This is a genomic window from Treponema sp. OMZ 790, assembly GCF_024181285.1.
In the GTDB taxonomy this organism is placed as follows: domain Bacteria; phylum Spirochaetota; class Spirochaetia; order Treponematales; family Treponemataceae; genus Treponema_B.
In genome coordinates this window covers 731,936-750,998 of the sequence record NZ_CP051201.1, presented here as the reverse complement: position 1 = coordinate 750,998, position 19,063 = coordinate 731,936, and the positions used below count along the sequence as shown (strand labels likewise).

The 19,063-nt window shown below is 37.5% G+C and carries 15 protein-coding genes and 1 tRNA gene; 5 read left to right on the top strand and 11 right to left on the bottom strand.

Going from position 1 to position 19,063, the window contains the following annotated elements; all coding sequences use genetic code 11:
- Positions 1 to 86: 86 nt before the first annotated feature.
- From E4O01_RS03495 to E4O01_RS03485, 3 genes are read right to left on the bottom strand one after another with little or no spacing between them, the layout of a single operon-like run.
- Positions 87 to 350: a hypothetical protein gene (locus E4O01_RS03495; protein ID WP_253730169.1), complete on the bottom strand. Its 264-nt coding sequence runs from the start codon at positions 348 to 350 to the stop codon at positions 87 to 89.
- Complete coding sequence (locus E4O01_RS03490) at positions 337 to 1,011, bottom strand: hypothetical protein (protein ID WP_253692063.1); 675 nt, start codon at positions 1,009 to 1,011, stop codon at positions 337 to 339. The genes E4O01_RS03495 and E4O01_RS03490 overlap by 14 nt, the downstream gene beginning before the upstream one ends.
- 9 nt (positions 1,012 to 1,020) lie before the next feature.
- Positions 1,021 to 1,611, bottom strand: a complete 591-nt coding sequence (locus E4O01_RS03485) for a tetratricopeptide repeat protein (protein WP_253694442.1) — start codon at positions 1,609 to 1,611, stop codon at positions 1,021 to 1,023.
- A 308-nt stretch (positions 1,612 to 1,919) separates the two neighbouring features.
- Here E4O01_RS03485 and E4O01_RS03480 point away from each other — a divergent pair, with 308 nt between their 5' ends.
- Positions 1,920 to 6,032: a FlgD immunoglobulin-like domain containing protein gene (locus E4O01_RS03480; RefSeq protein WP_253694440.1), complete on the top strand. Its 4,113-nt coding sequence runs from the start codon at positions 1,920 to 1,922 to the stop codon at positions 6,030 to 6,032.
- Between the two features lie 98 nt (positions 6,033 to 6,130).
- Here E4O01_RS03480 and E4O01_RS03475 read toward each other — a convergent pair whose 3' ends face one another.
- Positions 6,131 to 7,048, bottom strand: coding sequence for a TatD family hydrolase (locus tag E4O01_RS03475; RefSeq protein ID WP_253694439.1), 918 nt, complete (start codon positions 7,046 to 7,048; stop codon positions 6,131 to 6,133).
- Positions 7,049 to 7,087: 39 nt separating this feature from the next.
- Here E4O01_RS03475 and E4O01_RS03470 point away from each other — a divergent pair.
- Positions 7,088 to 7,171, top strand: a tRNA-Leu gene (locus E4O01_RS03470).
- 100 nt (positions 7,172 to 7,271) lie between these two features.
- Positions 7,272 to 8,018 carry a septal ring lytic transglycosylase RlpA family protein gene (locus E4O01_RS03465; protein WP_253694437.1) on the top strand — a complete coding sequence of 249 codons (747 nt, stop codon included), beginning with the start codon at positions 7,272 to 7,274 and terminating at the stop codon, positions 8,016 to 8,018.
- An 88-nt stretch (positions 8,019 to 8,106) separates the two neighbouring features.
- Here the strand turns inward: E4O01_RS03465 and E4O01_RS03460 are convergent, their stop codons facing one another.
- A complete protein-coding gene (locus E4O01_RS03460; RefSeq protein WP_253694435.1) occupies positions 8,107 to 9,102 on the bottom strand; it encodes an omptin family outer membrane protease in 996 nt (331 codons plus the stop codon).
- Positions 9,103 to 9,220: 118 nt separating this feature from the next.
- On the opposite strand from E4O01_RS03460, the gene E4O01_RS03455 reads away from it, so the two are divergent.
- The gene (locus E4O01_RS03455; protein ID WP_253719329.1) at positions 9,221 to 10,390 is read left to right on the top strand and encodes a glycosyltransferase family 4 protein; all 1,170 of its coding nucleotides are present in this window, start codon (positions 9,221 to 9,223) and stop codon (positions 10,388 to 10,390) included.
- Between the two features lie 34 nt (positions 10,391 to 10,424).
- A complete protein-coding gene (locus E4O01_RS03450) occupies positions 10,425 to 11,696 on the top strand; it encodes a glucose-1-phosphate adenylyltransferase (protein ID WP_253694432.1) in 1,272 nt (423 codons plus the stop codon).
- A gap of 14 nt (positions 11,697 to 11,710) precedes the next feature.
- Here E4O01_RS03450 and E4O01_RS03445 read toward each other — a convergent pair whose 3' ends face one another.
- Genes E4O01_RS03445 through E4O01_RS03420 form a run of 6 tightly spaced genes read right to left on the bottom strand, consistent with a single transcriptional unit; the run spans position 11,711 to position 19,062 of the window.
- A complete protein-coding gene (locus E4O01_RS03445; protein WP_253694430.1) occupies positions 11,711 to 14,209 on the bottom strand; it encodes an ATP-dependent Clp protease ATP-binding subunit in 2,499 nt (832 codons plus the stop codon).
- A gap of 8 nt (positions 14,210 to 14,217) precedes the next feature.
- Complete coding sequence (locus E4O01_RS03440; RefSeq protein WP_253694428.1) at positions 14,218 to 15,291, bottom strand: ATP--guanido phosphotransferase; 1,074 nt, start codon at positions 15,289 to 15,291, stop codon at positions 14,218 to 14,220.
- Positions 15,275 to 15,778, bottom strand: coding sequence for a UvrB/UvrC motif-containing protein (locus tag E4O01_RS03435; RefSeq protein ID WP_253694391.1), 504 nt, complete (start codon positions 15,776 to 15,778; stop codon positions 15,275 to 15,277). Before E4O01_RS03435 ends, E4O01_RS03440 begins: the two co-directional genes overlap by 17 nt.
- Positions 15,775 to 17,112: an ABC transporter permease gene (locus tag E4O01_RS03430; RefSeq protein WP_253694389.1), complete on the bottom strand. Its 1,338-nt coding sequence runs from the start codon at positions 17,110 to 17,112 to the stop codon at positions 15,775 to 15,777. Before E4O01_RS03430 ends, E4O01_RS03435 begins: the two co-directional genes overlap by 4 nt.
- Complete coding sequence (locus E4O01_RS03425) at positions 17,109 to 17,789, bottom strand: ABC transporter ATP-binding protein (RefSeq protein ID WP_253719328.1); 681 nt, start codon at positions 17,787 to 17,789, stop codon at positions 17,109 to 17,111. Before E4O01_RS03425 ends, E4O01_RS03430 begins: the two co-directional genes overlap by 4 nt.
- Positions 17,782 to 19,062, bottom strand: coding sequence for an ABC transporter permease (locus tag E4O01_RS03420; protein ID WP_253719327.1), 1,281 nt, complete (start codon positions 19,060 to 19,062; stop codon positions 17,782 to 17,784). The genes E4O01_RS03425 and E4O01_RS03420 overlap by 8 nt, the downstream gene beginning before the upstream one ends.
- Position 19,063: the final 1 nt, after the last annotated feature.

The following is a 19,063-nucleotide window of genomic DNA, read 5'->3' as shown; positions in this document are numbered from 1 at the left end:
ATATTTTTCCTTCCCTCGCCGTCAAAATTTTAATTCACCTTCGTATGTGTATTCGGTTTTCTTTATCCAGCCGTATATCAAATATGTTATTTTTCTTCTTTACATAACTTTAACGCATCATAGGAAGATCTTATCTGTTTTACTTTTTTTGAAGTTTTTATTATTTCTACACCTAAAAATTCTTTTTGTTCTTCTATGCTTTCATGTATATCATCACGGAATTTATCATCTGTTTCATAACTTTCTTCTCCCTCTTCAACGCTCAATAAAGGCGCTATATATACTTGTTCAGCTTCCAATCTTATAAAAATTATTATTATAGCTAATATTAAACTCTTACATTTGTTCATTGTTTATCGCCTTTTCTCTTTTTATAAAATTTTCAATTATTTTAAATGCATCTTCTTCCATTCCTTTTTCTCTCAAAAAACTTATTTCTTTTAATATATAGTCATAATTCTCTTTATTCATTTCATTAGAATAAAATAATGAATAAACACCGTAATATCTTGCACTCAATCTTTCAGGATCGCTTTCTTTTATTTCGTTGTATATCTTATATGCTGCTGCATATTTTCTTTCTTTTAATAAATTATACGCTTCCGCTTCTTTTTTTTCCAATACACCGTCTGCATATATCAATCTCATTTCGTTTTTTCTGTCACTTTCATTTATTCTTTTTTGACGTAATAATATATTTTTTAGTTTTACTTGTATTTCACTATCTTGAACTGTTAATAGTTTTTTAACTTCTTTTATTTCTTTTAATATGCTTTCAGTGTTTATATCGATTTTTGTATTTAGTTCGTCCCGATTATGTTCTATCTGATCGATTATATTTTTTTCCGTATGTTCAAGCAATGTAATGATATGTTTTAATTTTTCTTCTTGTTCTTTCTTTATTTGAAAAACTACATAAAGATTAAAACAAAAAAACACTATAATTATAGCAGATATAACAGAAAATTTTATAATCGTTTTTGATAAGCTTTTACAGTTTTCTTTTTCCATGTATTAAACTTATCCTTCTGACTTTAATTTTCTTAAAAATTCTTTTACGCTTTTATCATCTTTTTCTTTTATTTTTTCCAATAACTCGCCTGCTTCTTTTTTCTTACCTTCTTTATATCTAATCACTGCTTTTAAAAAAAGGCTTCCATCCCGAAGATCTTCTATATTTATAGATCTTTCAAGCAATTCTTCTGCTCTCAAATAATCTTTTTCATCTAAGGCTGTTTCAGCTTTTTTTATTATCTCTTCTCCGCTTTCCATCTTTATATGCAATAGGCTCATCGGTTCATAATAAAATACTTCCTCCAATTTCTCATAACCTTCTTTTTCAAATTCTATTTTTTGTTCTTTTTTATCCTGTATGTCTGCATATAAAAATTTCAAGATAAACCGCCCCTGCCCGTCTGAAACAGCCTTTAACCGCCCGTTCACTTTTACACTTACTAAGGGTACACCTTCTTCATTCTCATCATATATCATTCCGTACATTACGCCCGCATCGTCTTTGTACTTTTTGCTCCACACACTTGAACAGCCGCTTGCAAGTACCAAAGTTAAGAGAAACAAACAGAATAGAGGTCTATATTTTTTGTCTTTCATCAAAACAATTTTCCTAAAAATAAAAGTATTAACCGTTATGTTGCAGGGGAAAAATGATATGTACACAAAAACGGCTGATTTGTAAACTTTATCATACATATATTAATTTGTCAAGACTTAAATTCTTAAAAAATTATTTTTTTCACTTTTTTGAGATATTAGGTAAATATTATAAACTTGAGTACACCATAAGCTTAATTTCAATTTTCTAGAATTTATTTATAGATTAAGGAATTGATTTTCGTAACAGTTTTACTATAATATATGTTTTACTAAACAGTTATATTTGCTTTTAAAGGAGCTCTAATATGTTTTTTTTTAAATTCGGTTTAAAAGCGAAAGTTTTTTTTGTTTTATGTTTTTTTTTGATCGGAACGGCGGTTTTTGCCTATGATCCTCTTCCCGGGGGGGAAGAAAAACTTACACTGCAATCCCCGGCGGTTGCCGGAGGACAGAACTCGGTTACGGGAGGCCCCTTCGGAGATACGGTGCCAGGCAGTTTGGCTGTCAACCCGGCCCTAGGCGGGGCCGAACAAAGGCCGATTCTGGACGCTTCATACTTTTTGATTGCAGGGCTCGGCAAAGAAAAAGGCTTCGGCCACGCAGCCAATGCTGCCCTCCTCTACCCCTTTAGATGGGGAAACCTCGCAGGAAGCCTTCATTTTTTAAATGCCGAATTTAATTCCTTAAAACTTGGAACAATGGGAGGCTTGCGCTTTTCATATTCAAAGGATTTAACCGAAAAACTTTTAGTAGGCGTAGGCTCTTATGCCGACTTCGGAAAGGACTGGGGGCTTGGTCTCGATATAGGAGCCCTTTATATGTTCGGCGATCTCGGATTTTTAAAAAACTCCAAGCTGGGAGTTTCAATAACCGGTTTGGGCAAAACTTACAATCCCAAGGCAACCGGAATAAAGGGAGGAGCTTCAAGCGGAAGCCCTGCAATAATCACTCCTCGGGCAGGCTTCGCTGCAACCTTGGTAGATATTGACGGCTTCCAACTCGGAATGCATGCAGACCTTTCAGCTCCGTTTTTCCAAAATCTTGTCATCAATACCGGGCTTCACATGCTCATGGCCGACATGATATCCTTTAAAACAGGCTTTGTCATCAACACGCTTGAAGCAATCCGCAAAAAACAAAGCTTCATCCCCTCCTTTAACATCGGGGTAAATATAAAAATCAAATCTCAAGGAACAAAGGATTCCTTTTTAAAGAAAAACGGCTGGGAAGAAAACGAAATCCGCCCCGAATTTGCTGCAAAGCCCTTCCATAACGGAATTTGGGCATTCGGCGGAGGGGTCAACGTTCACTTCGGCCTAAAGGACAACGAAGGACCTAAAATTCAAGCCGAAATGCCCGAAAGCGGCATCCTATATTTTTCTCCCAATAATGACGGAGAAAACGATGCCATGGAAATCCCCTTAAAAATTACGGACAAGCGGTATGTAACGGCTTGGAGCTGCGAAATAAAGGATGAAAAAGGAAACACTGTCCGCACAATTTCCAATAAAATCCCCTTACGCGAAATGAAGGATGCGGCCTCGTTTTTTAAACTCTTAGGAAAATCCAAAGAAGGCGTTGAAGTACCCGGCGCCCTCCGCTGGGACGGACGCACAGATTCGGGCGAAACAGCCCCTGACGGCAAGTACAGTTTTATAATAAGAGCGCAGGATGACAACAAAAATAAATCAGAGTCTCAAATTTACACGGTGCATATAGATAAGACGCCTCCTTCTCTCACATTTAATAAACCGCAAACTCAGGAAGCCCTCATCTTCAGTCCTGACGGTGACGGAAACAAGGATGTCTTTGTTTTCGACAACACAGGTTCAAATGAAGACCTTTGGACGGCAAGTATCAGCAATGCTCAAGGCAAGGTTATAAGAACAATTCAAGTTAAGGATAAGGCTCTTTCTCCCTTAAGCTGGGACGGAAAAGACGATGCAGGAATTTTTGTACCGGACGGAGTTTACAGCTACAAAATAGAATCCATGGACAGGGCAAAAAACAAAACGGTCTCTAATCTTTCAAATATAATTGTAGACACCTACAAACCCTCGATTAACATAAATATCGATAAAAATGCTTTTTCTCCTGCAAGCAAATCGAATAACAAGATAAACTTCATTCCTTCTATTCCGATTACCAAGGGTCTTGAAGAATGGAAGATTGAAGTAAAAAATCAGGCTGGAGCAGCCGTAAAAACATATGCAGGCAGCCCGTCAAAAATCGAGCCTAAAACCTTTGACGGAAAGGACGAGGAAGGAAAGCTCTTGCCGGAAGGCTCGTACAAGGCCTTTATTTCAGCAAGGTATATAAACGGACATGCTCCTTCAACTCAAACACCATCATTCACCTTGGACATTACACCGCCCAAGGCCGAAGCCTCTGCATCTCAAAAGCTCTTTTCTCCCGACGGGGACGGAGAGCTCGATACTCTCATTTTTACTCACAAGGAAGAAAAACCGGGAACATGGATTGCAGAAATATATAGGGCCTCAAGCGAAGACAGCCTTGCAGGCAATACTGCCGATATCCTTGCAGGCAAACCTGCCGGCACACCGATTTTTACAAACAGCTTCGGCGATAAACTCCCGCCTCAATTTGAGTGGAACGGAAGAAAAACCGACGGCAGCTTTGCCGAAGACGGTAAGTACATCTATGTATTAAGGGGAGTTGACGAGGCTCAAAACGAAGCTCTTTCAAATGCCGTGCTTGTAGAACTTAATACCGAAAAAGCCGATATCATTCTTCAATCAAATTATACGGCCTTTTCTCCCAACAATGACGGGGTAAAGGACAGCATAGAATTCTATCCTGTCGTAAAATCAAAAACTAAGGTAGACTCATACGCGGTAAACATTAAAGATTCAAAGGGCAAGCTTATCAAGACCTACAAGGGCAATACCCCTCCAAAGAAAATAACTTGGAACGGTCAAGCTGATGAGAAACCGATAGTACCCGACGGACTTTACTCTGCCGAATTTGAAGTTGAACTTGCAAATAAAAACAAGGCAAAATCCGTTATTTCATCGATAATGATAGACACGGTTTATCCGGAAATTCAGATTTCGGCTCCCTATCTGGCCTTTTCTCCTGTAGAAGGAAACAATAAGCCCAACCTTCCCATAGGTCAAATTTCTTCTTCCGAAAAAGAATGGACAGGCCGATTTGTCGATTCAAAAAACAAAACGGTAAAAACCCTAAGGTGGAAGGATAAGGCGGATAAGTTTATCTGGGAAGCAGATGACGATACCGGCAATAAGGTGCCTGACGAAAAATACACCTACATAGCCGAAGCCGAAGATGAGGCCGGAAACAAAACCGTCCAAAAACTTGAAGGCATCATTGTAGACCGCCGTCAAGCCAAGGGCTATATAACCGCCGAACACAAGGTATTTTCACCCACAGGCAACGGAATAAAGGATGTTCAAAACATTTCGGTTCTTACCAATATTGATGCCGAAATCGACAACTGGAATATACAGGTTTCGGATGTGGAAAGCGGAAAGGTTTTTGCCGAATGGAGCTCCAAAAAAGAAGAAAAGCTGCCTAAAAAACTTGTATGGGACGGCAATAGCGGAAACTCTAAGGCTCCTGACGGCAGGTACATGGCAACCATGTACATAGAGTACAAAAAAGGCGATATTGTAACGGCCTTTACCGATGCCTTCATCCTTTCAACCAAAGAACCTAAAATAGGTGTCAGTACAAGACCCAAGTACTTTAGTCCCGATAATGACGGCACCGATGACGATCTATACATAAATCTAAAAGCAGAATCAAAAGCCGGTATCGAAAACTGGAAGTTTGAAATTGCCGAGCCCGAAGAAAACGGAGGCAAGCTCTTTTGGAAAATAGGCGGAAAAGAAAAAATAACAAATGAGATTATTTGGGACGGCCGATCTCTTTCAGGCGAAAGGGTTCAGTCTGCAACCGACTATCCTTTTACCTTTACCGTAACCGACAAGGTGGGATTAACCTCGGTTTACAGGGGCTATATTCCTGTAGACATCCTTGTTATAAGGGACGGGGATAAGCTTAAAATAGCCGTACCGTCGATTATTTTTAGAGCAAATGCAGCCGACTTTAACGGTCTCAATCAGACAATTGTCGATAAAAATAGGAATATCCTAAAGCGTATTGCCGTCATCCTAAACAAATTCCCCGAATATCAGGTTCAGGTTGAAGGACACGCAAACACTACAACCGGTACCGAAAAAGAAGAAACGACGGCCCTTCTCCCCTTATCAAAACTGAGAGCAGACGCTGTACGTCAATTCCTCGTAAAAGAAGGAGTGCGAAGTTCCCGCCTTTCTTCCGTCGGAATGGGAAGCTCAAAGCCCGTAGCTTCTTTAAGCGATAAAGACAACTGGTGGAAAAACCGCCGAGTCGAATTTGTTTTGATTAAACATTAAAAAAGCTTATTAAAGATAAAGGCTGTCTTCCCGTCACGGGAAGGCAGCCTTTTTTATATTCACAAAATAGCAGCTAAAAAAAGAATTCTTTAAATATCTTACTTTACCAAAAAACAGGAACAGCAGTTTTGATAAACCTGTTCGGCCAAGACTTCCATCGATTTACCTAAAATTTCTGAAACGGCTGCATAGGTGTATTCTATCAAAAGCGGCGTATTTATCTTTCCCCTAAAAGGAACGGGAGCAAGATATGGGGCATCGGTTTCAAGTAAGAGCTTATCGGAAGGAATAGCCTTCACAAGCTCGGCAATCCTGTCTTTATCGGCCTGCTTCTTTGCATAGGTTATGTTTCCGGGAAAAGAAATATACCAGCCCCTTTCCAAAAAAGAATAAGCCTCTTTAAGACCGTAGGAATAACAGTGAATTATCCCCTTGTGATGGCCTATCTCATCAATACATTTTATAGTATCTTCATAAGCCTCCCTTGAATGGACTATTACCGAAAGATTTTTTTCTTTGGCAATTTTTAACTGTTCTCTAAATAAAAATTCCTCTCCTTCTATGTCGGCAGTTCCTCTTTCATCGGGATTTAAATCCCCGCCTCTTTTTTCAGCAGCAGGTCCGTTCCAAAAACGGTCAAGCCCGCATTCGCCGAGGGCGCAATAAAAGGGGAAGCCCGGATGAACCTTTTCCGATTCGGCCTTCTGCAAAAAGAGAGTATCGATATCGGCTTTTAAAGCCTTAAGAGCTTTTTCGGGTTCGACAATGCTTGAAGCATGGGGCCAAAGACCTGCCGCAAAGTGTAAAAATGAAGGCAAATGCCCCGGCATGTGCCCGGGCATTTTTCTTTCGAAAACTTCAGAAATAAACCTTTGTCTTGGTTGTAAATCTCCGGGTTCTGTGCCTATATCCATGGCAAATCTGAATTTGCGTTCAGTCATTGTATGTAAAAATGAAGCATCACCTTCATTCTTTTGAAAAATCATAAAAAAATGTGCATGAGAGTCAGAAAACATCTTGACCTCCTTTAAAATTTATGATAGTATACCACATCTGCTGAAGTGGTGGAATAGGTAGACACTAGGGACTTAAAATCCCTTGGCAGTAATGCCGTACGGGTTCAATTCCCGTCTTCAGCACAAAAGCCTTAGGCCAAAACGGTTTAAGGCTTTTTTTTCTAATCTTCTTTCTTTTTATTCCGATACTGAATATATAAGATTTTAATTCGGGAGGAATTAAATGAAAAAAACTATCCTTATATTAATCTTATCCCTATTTTTTACGCATTTTTTGATTGCACAGGGAGAAATTATAAGCGAAGAAACTTATGCTTCCTTTTATGGAGATGCCTTTAACGGAAAGCCGACTGCAAACGGAGAAATATTCGACATGGCCTCATACACGGCAGCGCACAAAACTCTCCCCTTCGGAACTCTCGTTGAAGTTACCAATTTGGAAAACGGAAGAAAAGTTATTGTGAGAATAAACGATAGAGGCCCCTTTGTAGGTAACCGTGAAATAGATGTTTCCAAGGCGGCAGCAGAAGCCTTGGATATGTTGGCTCATGGAGTTGTAAGGGTAAGGCTAAGAAAGGTAGACCCTAATAATATGGGATCCTTTACCAATACCGAAACCCAAGAAAAGCCGGCCAATCGGGAAACAACTCCCGAAAGAACTTCTATGCAGACTCAAACCTACATGGAACCCGACACAAGAAATCAAAACCTCGTTTATATACCTGCAAAGGCTTCAGAAACATCGGGTGTTTTATGGAGAATTCAGTTGGGCTCATTTAAACGAGAAGAAAATGCAATGCGCCTTGTAATCAAATTGCGAAAAATCGGTTTTGAACCGGCCTATGAAAAAGCCGAAGCTACTACAAGAGTTGTTTTATACGGTATAAGACCTCATGAACTTGAAAAAGTAAAACGGGTACTTGAGCTTAACTCTTTTAACGATTATGTACTACGCCAAGAAAATTGGTAATACATAGAACCTCCTAAAATAAATTTGCCCGGGCTTCTTATAAAAGAAGTTCGGGTTTTTTATTTAAAATTTATTTTAAGGATAAAATCTATTTTAATATATGAAGGGTAATTCCCAAATTGATACGGGCATAGTATAAGGCAGCTCCCGCAGCTCCTGTAGGCGAAACTTTATTCAATAATCCCGATTTAAGAGAATAAACAAAAGATTTTCCGTTATAAGCCGTAATCGAAGTGTAATCAACAGAAGAAAAAAATGAAAAATATTTTGAAAGTTTTTTTTCTGCCGACAGATACAAATAAAAAGAGATATTTCGCTTTTTAAAAACATCCACAAATTTTAAGCCTCCGTTTTCTCTCAGATAATGCAGGTCTTCTGAAAATCCTATAGCATTAGGTCCAATTTGTGTAGATAAATATATCTTCCAATCTTTAGGCAATTCAAAGTTAAATCCAATCCCGATACTCGGTAAGATAAAGATCTGTTTATAACTTATTCCCACACCGTTCATAGGTACAATAGGAGTCTCGGGCAAAACAGGACTTGGAGGATTTGTAAGAGGGGGATACTTGGTGTAACCGTCTACTGCATCCCATGAATTGAGAATATATCTGATTCCTAAAGAAGGTTCACAAGAAATTTTTATCGTCTTATCCGGCGGTATTCGATATTGAATAAGAGGGTTTCTCCACCCCAATGTCAAACTTAAATCCAAACCGGTTTTTATATAGGCCTTATGCTCCGAAAATTTAGTCAGCATAGAAGGCGAATACGAATTGAGATAGTCATAATCAAACATGTGCCCCGAATAAGAAGGAAACGTAAAAGAAGAAAAAAAGCTGAAATGAAAGCCTTTTTTAAGTTTAAATTCGGAAAAAGCCGTAAAACTTCCGGCAGGTAAAAGAGGCCACATCAAACGGCTTTTAGTGACATCGTACTCTAAAACATATTCAAAACCTGATCCGACAATGAGACCGGAAGAAGCAGAAAAATTAAAAAAGCTTTCCTTTTCTTCAGATATTATGGCCGAACCACCAATAAAAAAAACAAGAAAAATAATTATCCGTCTAAAAAATAGTCTCATCCTGAATATCAGTTTATTGACTATCCCGGCCTATGTCAAGTATGTTCAAACACTGTTGGCAAAAAAGCTCATTTATGATAAAATAACTCATTATAAATTTTAATTGGAGCTGTACAAAATGAAAATAGGAATTTTTTCCGATTGCTATTATCCTCAAATAAACGGAGTCGTAACCTCCATAATGAACTTACAAAAAGAATTGGAAAAACTTAATCACGAAGTATATATAATAACAACCACATTTCCCGGTTTTCAAGATGAAGATCAAAAACATATTATCCGCATTTCTTCAATTCCTTTTTTTAAATGGTCTGAATTCAGAATAGGATTATTTTTAAAACATACAAAGGCATATAATAAAGTAAGGGATTTAAATTTTGATATTGTGCACACTCAAACGGAATTTACTATGGGCAGATTCGGAATTTTCATTGCAAAAGATTTGAAAATTCCTTCAGTGCACACATATCATACAGTCCATGAAGAATATACTCACTATATTTCCAATGTCGGAGAAAAATCTTTAAAAAAAATAGTGCGAAAACTGTCCAAACGCTATGTAGCACCTTTTTCCGGAGTCATAGCACCCACGGAAAAAACGAAAGATTTGCTTACAAGCTACGGAGTAAAAAATAAAATTTATGTAGTTCCGACGGGAATAAATCTTGAAAAATTTAAAAAAAATGCACTCGATGCAGAAATAGATAATTTATTCAAATCTTTTAAAATAAAAAAAGATTCATTTAAACTTGTATTTTTAGGAAGAATATCAAAAGAAAAAAATATTGAAATTTTAATCGATATGATGTCAAAAATAATAAACAGCGATAAAAATATTCAATTAATTATTGTAGGCGACGGCCCTGACAGGTTAGAACTTGAACACAGAGTAAAAAATTTGAATTTGGAAGATAACATAATATTTACAAACAGGGTTCCAAACGACAAGGTTCCGGTATATTATAAAATGGCTGATATGTTCATAAGCCCATCAAAAACGGAAACTCAAGGCTTAACAATTCTTGAAGCAATGGCAGCCGGAGTTCCTGTTTTAGTATATGACGACACAAATGTTAAAGGAATCGTTTTACATAAAAAGACAGGTCTATTGTTTAAAGAAGATCATGAACTTTTAGATAATATCAAATTTGCATTAAACAATAGGGAAGAAATAAAAAAATATGCAAAAGAAGCTTTTAGGATTGCTGATGATTTTTCATCCTCCAATTTTGCAAGAAAGATTGAAAAAATTTATCAAGAATTAATAAATCAATCTGGTAAAATTTAAAAAAGCATTATATAATATAGGCAGGAGGATGCCTATGGCAAAAGTTCTTTCCATAATCTTGGGAGGCGGAAAAGGAACACGTCTTTATCCGCTTACCATGCATCGGTCTAAACCGGCCGTACCCTTCGGAGGTAAACATCGAATTATCGATATACCTCTTTCAAACTGTATAAATTCCGGGTTTAGAAATATTTATATCGTAACACAGTTTAATTCGGCGTCTTTGCATATTCATATTGCAAAAGCTTATACTTTTGACAGCTTTTCAAACGGGTTTGTAGAAATTCTTGCGGCTGAACAAACTTTCGACAATACGGGATGGTATGAAGGAACAGCCGACTCTATACGAAAAAATCTTCATCATTTTAGACATCAAAATCCTTCCCATTATTTAATCCTTGCAGGCGATCAGCTATACCGCATGGATTTAAAAAAATTTTTGGAATTTCACAAGGAATCAAAATCCGATATTACTGTGGCCTGCACTCCTGTCACAAGGGAAGATGCCTCAGGTTTCGGCATTATGAAGATTGATTCGGAATCGGTAATCACCGAATTTATGGAAAAACCGGGCCCCGATAAAAATATAGATGATTGGAAAATCCCCGAAAACTCTCTTATCAAACCCGATGCTCTGAATAAGCAATATCTGGCCTCTATGGGCATCTATATTTTTAGTGCCAAAATTATGGAAGAATGTTTAGACAGTGACCATACCGATTTCGGAAAAGAAGTTATCCCCGAAGCAATAAAAAATTATAAAGTTTCGGCATTTCCGCATAATGGTTATTGGTCGGACATAGGGACAATAAAGTCTTTTTATGATGCGACGCTTGACTTGACGGAAATAAAACCGCAATTCGACTTTTATGATGCCGACAGCCCCATATATACCCATAACCGAAACTTACCGCCTTCAAAGGTAAACTATGCACATTTAAGCAGATCCATGTGCAGTGACGGCTGCGTTATCACAAATTCAACAATAAATCACTCCGTTATAGGAGTCAGATCAATTATAGAATCAGGCAGTTTTGTAGAAGACTCTATCTGCATGGGTGCGGATTATTATGAAACACATGAAGAAAAAGAAACCCGCTTAAAAGAAGGATGCCCTAATTTGGGCATAGGAAATCATTGCCGTATACGTTCTGCAATAATCGATAAAAATGTCCGCATAGGCAATAACGTATCCATAGGAATGGATCAAACTCCTCCCGACGGCGATTACGGTTTTTATCACGTAGTAGACGGAATATATGTTATAGTTAAAAATTCCGTGATACCTGATAACACTTCAATATAAAAGCCGGAAGCGCATCAGTTGGATTCGGTTTCAAATTTAACCGATGCGCTGTAAGCATTTTCATAATCGGTATTTTCTTTTATGCTTATTATTATGCCGTCTTCTTCTGCCGAAAAATCTATAACGGCGGTTTTTCCTTTTGAAAATTCTCCCGTTATAATTTTAAGCGATAGTGCATCTTCTATTTTATTTTGAAGAAGCCTTCTCATTGGTCTTGCACCATAGGCAGGATCATACCCCTTGCTTACAAAATAATCTTCGGCTTCGGTTGAAAGTTCAATATATAGGTCTTGTTTCGCTATCCTTGTTTCAAATTTTTTAAGCTCAAGTTTTAATATCTTTTTAATATCATCCTTATCCAAAGGTTTAAAGACCAACATTTCATCGATTCGATTTATAAATTCGGGCGATAAGAATTTCTTTATTTCGTTAAGAGCATCGGCTCGTATTTCGGAATAGGCCATTACACCTTCTCCGCTTGGATTAAAGCCGAGCTGTTGTTCTTTTATAATGGACTTTGAACCGGCATTGCTTGTCATGATAATAACCGTATTTTTAAAATTTACAAGATGTCCGCTGCTGTCGCGAAGTTCTCCTTCTTCTAAAATTTGCAAAAGAATATTAAAAACATCGGGATGAGCTTTTTCCACTTCGTCTAAAAGTAAAACGGAATAAGGATTACGTCTGATTTTTTCGGTTAAAAATCCTCCCGAATCAAAACCGATATATCCGGGAGGAGCTCCAATCAGTTTTGCCGCATTATGTTTTTCCATATAGTCGCTCATATCCACACGGATCAAAGCATCTTTTGTACCGAATAAAAATTCGGCCAGAGTTTTCGCAAGAAGAGTTTTTCCCACACCTGTTGGCCCTAAAAATAAAAAAGAACCGATGGGCCTATCGGGAGACGAAATACCTGCACGCGATCTTCTTATCGCATTTGAAAGAATTGAAACAGGTTCATCCTGACCTACAACCGATTTTTTCAGTTCATCTTCAAGATGCAGCATTCTTTCAGCCTCATATTGATTCAATTTATTTACGGGAATATCCGTCATCATTGCGACAACTTCTGCTATATCTTTTTCTTCAACATATGATATGGGATGTTGATAAGAAGTTATCCATTTATTTTTAATTTCATAGATATCGTTTTTTAAGTCTAAAACTTCATCCCTGATTAAGGCAGCTTTTTCATAATTTTGCATCTCAACCATAGCAGATTTTTCGAGCATCAACAGCTTTATCTTTTCTTCTATTTCTAAAAGTTCGCTCGGTTTTTTATCGAGAATGTTTTTTTTCATCGCACCGGCTTCATCCAAAACATCTATCGCTTTATCGGGAAAAAACCTTTCAGGAATATACCGTTTTGTATACTCGATTATTTTGGTGATAGTTTCAGGTTCATAAATTACATTGTGATGTTCTTCATACTTATGCTTTATTCCGCATATTATATCGAAGGTTTCATCGGCATTGGGCTCCTTTACGGGGATTAATTGAAAACGGCGTTCAAAGGCTAAATCATTTTTAAAATACCTTCTATATTCATCAATTGTTGTAGCGCCTATACATTGTATTTCGCCTCTGGCAAGGGCCGGTTTTAAAATATTGGCGGCATCCATAGCTCCCTGCGAACCGCCTGTACCTATCAGAGTATGAATTTCATCTATAAACAAAATAATATTTTTGTTTTCTTTTATTTCGTGTATAATCTGTTTTAACCGTTCTTCAAATTGACCGCGGTATTTTGTTCCGGCAATAACCGATCCCAAATCCAAAGAAATGATGCTTTTATTCAACAAATCGTGAGGAACATCTTCATTAATTATTGCAAAGGCAAGGCCTTCAACAATTGAAGTTTTTCCTATACCCGGTTCTCCGACAAGAACCGGATTATTTTTTGTGCGGCGGGAAAGAATTTGAATTAGTCTTCTGATTTCTTTTTCTCTGCCGATTATTGGATCAAGGCAACCGGATTTGACGGTTTCAGTCAGATTGCGGCCGAATTCTGCAAGAGCCGAATTTTTTGATTTTAAAGGCTCGGAAGTTTTTCCGATTTTGATGGTCTCTGTTTGATCTGCCAATTTTAAGGCAACGAGTCTTATGTCCTCGGTCAAGACATTATAGCGCATAAAAAAATCGGATATTATCGAATTTTCTTCCCTTACAAGGGCTATAAGAATATGTTCCGTTCCGACAACATTATGCCTCATGGTTCTGGCTTCTATCGTTGCAATATCGACAAGGGTTTTAATTCTCCGCGACGGAGGAATTTCGCCTATAATTCTATCGCCTGTGCGAATGGGAATATTTTGTTCTATAAATAGCTGTAAATTTAAAATATCTATATTTAACCTTTGAAGGATAAGATACCCCCTGCCGACCTTGTTCCGGATAAGAGCAGATAAAATATGCTCCGGCTGGAAGAGATCCGCATTAACCCGTCTTGCCTCCTGCTGACCGAAGAGAGTAAGCAGTTTATGGGCATCTTGTGAAAGACCTTGACACATATAACACCTCACATTATAATTCGGACTTTTGAACAAAGTTCTTGAACGATATGAGCCCTATATTCTTCTATCGATAAATCATTTAGATTTTTATCGGCTAATAACATATTACTGTTAAGCAATAAAAAGGCAAGATGCCCCATCTGAGCTTTAAAAATCATAGAGTTGCACTCTTCATTAGTTATGCCCTTTACTAAGCCCAAATTTAAACCGAATTTTATTTTAAAAACAACATCTGCGGCTTCTTTAAAATCCATGAGCTTTGCACTTTGAGATATTGCAAAAGATCTTCTAAGCATATCTTCAACCTTTAAAGGGTTTTCATTAAAAAAAGTTTTTCTCATATTTCTTTCAATTTCTATGATATTGTTGACACCCGAAATAAAATTGGAAGTTTGAATTTCTTCATCATCTCCTGCAGCCACTGAAGTTGAAATCAAAAAAAGTGCACCTATAGAATTTTTGGAATTCGGAGAATAATAGCCTGCAACATTAAGATTATTTTCTTTCGTTGACTCTAAAACTGTACTTAAAGAATTCGAATAAAGAACGCCCGGCAGGGAGCATAGAACGGAAAATTTTAAGCCCGTACCTATTCCCATAATATCGGAAGTCAAAAAGCCGGCTTCCTTATCCGCTGAAAATAAAATTTTTTTTCTCATTTTTATTTCCATAGATGAAGCTCTGGCATACACGTCTTTCGGATCCATTCCTGCAGTAAACGAAGATATATTTATATGATCTTCAAGATTCAAACCTACATAAAGAGATCCGTTTTCATGAACCAAAACGGCTTTTTCGATTTTTTCAGGCATATCAGGCAAAATAACGCCTCTTTCTTCAAGCAATTTAACCGAAAGAGGATCTATTGCTTTTAGTTTTAATTTTTTAAAATAATTAGAATCTTCCAAAGAATCAAAAAAAGAAAAAACAAGAGAAATTATATCTGCAGAATCCGATAAACTAATAGTATTTGGAAACAAAAAGCCCGAAATATTACGGGCTATGTCGCAGCGGCTATATAGGGCAATATCCGAATCGGGCCCGTCTCCCGTATACCAGCCGTCAAGCTTTGATATCATGTTTTTTCTCCAAAGCTTTGAGTTCATCACGCAAGGCGGCTGCCGTTTCATAATCCTCGATTTCGACAGCCCGTTTTAATTTTTCGCGCAGTTCGTCAGAGGTATGAGATTCAATAAAAGATTCATGCGGATGATTGTTTTCTTCAGACTTTGGATAATTTAAATTTTTATTTTTTTGCTTTAATATGTTCATAATCTCGGACTTAAAGAACGAAAAGCATTCTGAACACCCTATCTTTTGCTTTGCCTCAATACCCGAAAAACTTCGGCCGCACAGCGGACATTGGGCAGGTTTTTTGCTGCCGGTACCGTCGATATCTCCTGAACCGAAGAGTTTTGTAATGGAAATATCGATATTTTCCGAAAACATACCAAATCCGAGCCTTTGCGAACAACTTCGGCAAAGATAAATATTTTTGGTAACACCATCCGAAACTTGCTCCACAGAAACTGTAGCTTCGTTTAATTTACACATGTCGCAAATCATAACTTCCTCATAATTTCTATCGGCTTTTCCCTCCCCGCTCTGATTGCAGGGATCAAACACACTACTACTGATAATATTAACATAAAAAAGGCTATTATGTAAAGATCAAAAAAATTTAATTTTACCGGAATATGCTCCAAATAATAGGCCGGGTCTAAAAGATGAATTTCAAGAGGTTTTCCTCCGCCATAAAATAACACATACAGGAAATTTTGAAGATAATTTAAAACTTTCTCTGCATAGGTGAAAATTCCGTTTATGTGCAGAGCTGTTAAAATTCCGAGAGGCATCCCCAAAAGAATTCCGCAAAAACCCGTTAAAAGACCTGCAAGCACAAAGGCCAGGCTTATTGAAGAAGGATGGGCTCCGGCAGCTTTAAGTATGGCAATTTCCCGCCGTCTTTCCATAACAAGCATGACTACAGCAGATGAAACATTGGCGGATGCGACCAAAACTATTAAAAACATTATAAACAGCAAAAGATTTTTTGTAGTTTTAAATGAGGTAAAAGAAGATCGGTTTAAATCTGACCACGCATATATCGAAAAATTATCGGGTAATATTGAGCTCAATTTTAACTGAAGCTCTTCCATTTTTTCTTCGTCAAAGGGATCTTTGGTAGACAAAACTATTGAGGTTAAAGAAGAGTTTATGGCCATAGCCTTTAATCCTTCTTCCAAAGGAATAAATACCCATAGGGCATCCAACTCCTGATAACCTGAAGAAATAATGCCCGATACTTTAAACGAATTAAGTTTTGGAACCGTTTTACCTCTTTCACCCTTGTTTAAGGTAATGATTCTGCATGTATCCCCTACTTTTAAACCTAGCTTTTCTGCTATTTTTGCACCTAACACGGCAGATTTATTGTTTTCAAACATTAAAGAGCCGTCTATTATTTTTATCAAATTATGGGCTCTTACATTTTGAGTAAAGAACTCAGGTTCCACTGCACGTATATTCCCTCCGCTTCTTCCGTTCTTTCCTATAACCAAACCGTTCCCCTGTCTTTCAATCCATGCGTTTTCAATAAGGTCCTCATCAGCTAAATCAAGAATTAATGAGCGGTAATTTTTTTCGATTTCGGCATTTTTAAACTCTGCTTTGGGCCTCATGTCTATAACTTGAAGATGCCCTGTACCAAGTTCAATTGTACGCGAAGTTATTCCCTGAATCATACCGTCCGAAACAACTAAAACCACAATGAGAGGAATTATACTTATCCCTATTCCCAATACCGCGCCGAATAAACTTTTGCGTGCATTGGATACCGTCTTCCCTGAGCCTATACCTAAAAATCTAAATGCCATCTTTATAAAGACAAAATTTTTCATACGGTTTCCAAATTTCCTTTATAAAGTTTATATGAAATATCCGTCATTGATGCTATATTTTTATCGTGGGTAACAAGCACCAAGGTTTTCTTGTGTTTATCGACTACGGAAAACAAAAGATTTTGAACAGTCTCGGCATTGGCGGGATCAAGATTTCCTGTGGGTTCATCCGCAAGAATCAAGGACGGACTATTTATCAAAGAACGGGCAACCGCAACCCGCTGTCTTTCTCCGCCTGAAAGTTGGGAAGGAAAATGGTTTTTACGCTCACTTAGTTTTACATCCTCCAAAAGAGACAGAGCCTTGTCTTTAATTTCTTTTTTGGTTTTACCTGCAATCAGAGCCGGAAGCATTATGTTTTCAAGGGCCGTAAAATCTTTTAACAGATAATGAAACTGAAACACCAAACCCAAAAAAGAGCTTCGGTACTCGGTAAGAGATTTTTCATCTAGCGAATGAACTTTGTAGGAGCCTGCAATTATTTCACCGCTGTCGGCTGATTCAAGACCGCCCAAAATATTTAAAAAGGTACTTTTGCCTGAACCGGATTCTCCCGTGATGGAAATTTTTTTTCCTTCTTCAATACAAAAATTCAACTTATCGAATATCACAAGTTTTTCGTTTGCAGAAGAAAATATTTTAGTCAAATTAGAAATTGAAACTATATCCTTACTCATAGCGTAATACCTCCGCCGGTTTTAATCTTAAAATACGTCTTGCGGCAGCCATCGCTGCAGCTGAGGACGAAAAAATACCGAACAAAAAAATAAATAAAATTTCATTAAAAAATATTCTGACGGGAACTGTATCCATGTAAAAATAAACAGGACTAAAAACGGCAAAATCCGCATCCGAAGAATTTTGAAAGAGTATGGCAACAAAATTTAAAACGGAATTTATTATTTTTTCTATCAAGGAAAAAATTGAATTTATTTGAACGGAAAGCAATAAGCCCAATAAAAGCCCCGTGCCTGCACCCAGCAAACCTATCGTAAACCCGTTAGCGATAAAAAGAGTTTGAATATGTTTTGAATAAGCTCCGAGAGAAGCTAACACCGAAATCTCTTCGCGCCTTTCATAAATCGAGCGCCTCATTCCGTTGTAAATATTAACCGATACAACCAAAAAAATCAGGATAACCAAAAACATCATCATATTTTTTTCGATTCTGAGAGCACCGAAAAAAGCATGATTATAGGTACGCCATGATTCCGATTTTAAATCGGGAAAAGAAGCTGCAACTGACGATATATAGGCGGCATCATTATTTTGATTTTTTAATTTAACGGAAGCATAGAGCTTTGATTCATTGCCGAAAATTTTTTCGCCGTTTTCCAGCGACATAAAAGCAAAAGAAGAATCGACCTCGTAATATCCTGTCTTAAAAATACCTGTAACAATCAAATCTTGATTTGCAGGGAAAAGGCTTGTTCCGGATGAGCCTGACACTGCAAGAATATTTACTGTATCGCCTGTCTGCACGCCGAGCTGACGGGCCAGTTCATATCCTAAAATTACCGCATCTTCTTTTAATATATCAAAACTTCCCGAAGATATTTTTAAAGCCTCGGCAAGCCCTCTATCTTTTTCAAGTATGCCGGGTTCAACAGAGCGCACCAAAACACCGTGTTGTCTGCCGTAGCTTCCCTGCATTAAAGTCTGCAACTCTTGAAAAATAAAAAAGCCTTCATGAAGGTTCAAATTTTCGGCCTGCAGTAATTTTTCTTTTTCGCCATACAATCTTATGTGGCCTGAACTAACTTGGAGAATTGTGTCGATGTATCCCATTTGAAGGCCGTTCATTATGGATAAAATAACCGTCAAAACCATTACACCGAAAGCTATACCCAAAACAGAAAAAAGAGTTGAGATATATGACCGGCCCTTTGTATCTGCAGAATTAAATCTGTGCAAAACAAAAAAAATCCATCGAAGGTTGTTCTTTTTCATT